Here is a 397-nt window from a genome sequence, read left to right as displayed (position 1 = left end):
CCCAGGAGGCGAGGGTGCGGGCCTCCTCGGGGGTGAGCCGGTCCGCCGGTTCTTCCTGGGGGTGGCGGGCGGCGGGGATGTGCGGGGGCTCGCTCGGGGGTGCCTCCGGTGCCGACTCCCGTACGGGCTCCGGGGCCGTGTCCGGAGCGGTTTCCGCGGGGCGTTCGGTGGGGAGCGCGTCCCAGTCCCAGCCCTCGTCGAACGGTGCCTCCTCGAGAGGCGGCTCGTCCTCGTGGGCCGCGTCATGAGGCGGTACGCCGTCGGGTCCGGGCCCGTGCGCCGGTGGCCGCTCGTCCCCGTGGACGGCCAGGCTCTCCAGGTGGGCCAGCACCGTGTCCCGGGCGGCGCGGCGGCGGGTGAGGGCCGTGGCGTCGAGCGGGAGCGGCCAGGCCAGGTC

General features: G+C 78.1%; 1 pseudogene. It reads right to left on the bottom strand.

Annotated elements, in window-relative coordinates:
- Nucleotides 1-397, bottom strand: a pseudogene (locus RM779_RS33455) (ATP-dependent helicase); the annotation flags it as partial.

It is taken from the genome of Streptomyces johnsoniae (assembly GCF_031845565.1).
GTDB lineage: Bacteria > Actinomycetota > Actinomycetes > Streptomycetales > Streptomycetaceae > Streptomyces > Streptomyces johnsoniae.
This window is presented reverse-complemented; position numbering and strand designations above follow the sequence as displayed.